Source organism: Aeromonas sp. 5HA1, from assembly GCF_029237245.1.
Taxonomy (GTDB): domain Bacteria; phylum Pseudomonadota; class Gammaproteobacteria; order Enterobacterales; family Aeromonadaceae; genus Aeromonas; species Aeromonas salmonicida.
Genome location: NZ_JAACFW010000050.1, coordinates 1 through 788, shown reverse-complemented (window position 1 = coordinate 788; position 788 = coordinate 1). Strand labels below are relative to the sequence as shown.

The following is a 788-nucleotide window of genomic DNA, read 5'->3' as shown; positions in this document are numbered from 1 at the left end:
ATCATCTTCTGGGCGAAGATCACTTCTTCAACCGGAATTTCCACGCCCATGTCGCCACGTGCCACCATGATGCCGTCGGAGACAGCCAGGATCTCGTCGAAGTTGTCCAGGCCTTCCTGGTTTTCGATCTTGGAGATGATCTGGATGTTCTCGCCACCGTGGGCTCTCAGGTGCTCACGGATTTCCAGCACGTCTTCTTTCTTGCGAATGAAGGAGGCAGCAACGAAATCAACGCCTTGCTCGCAACCGAAGATGAGGTCGCGCTTGTCTTTCTCGGCCAGGGCCGGCAGCTTGATGGAGACGCCCGGCAGGTTGATGCCTTTGTTCTCGCCCAGATCACCGCTGTTCAGCACTTTACAGATGACTTCACGCTCGGTGATTTCGATCACGTCCATGCCGATCAGGCCGTCATCCACCAGGATGCGGTTGCCGACGCGCAGGTCGTTGGCGAAACCGGCATAGGTCACGGCCACTTTGTCTTTGTTGCCAATGACGGTCTGGTCGGTGGTGAAGGTGAAGGTCTGGCCAGCGACCAGGGCAACGTCGTTGCCGCCTTCCAGCTTGATGGTACGGATTTCCGGACCCTTGGTGTCGAGCAGTATGGCCGCGTGCTTGCCGGTTTCGGCCATGACAGCGCGCAGGTTGTTGATACGACCACCGTGCTCGGCGTAATCGCCGTGGGAGAAGTTCAGGCGCATGACGTTCATGCCGGCATCCAGCATTTTAGCCAGCATTTCTTTGGATTCGGTCTTGGGACCTATGGTGCAGACGATTTTGGTCTTTTTCAT

General features: G+C 56.6%; 1 protein-coding gene. It reads right to left on the bottom strand.

Features of this window, described 5'->3' with window-relative positions; genetic code table 11:
* On the bottom strand, positions 1–788 hold a 788-nt coding region (gene pyk / locus GWQ27_RS22180), incomplete at both ends, for a pyruvate kinase (RefSeq protein ID WP_234576702.1).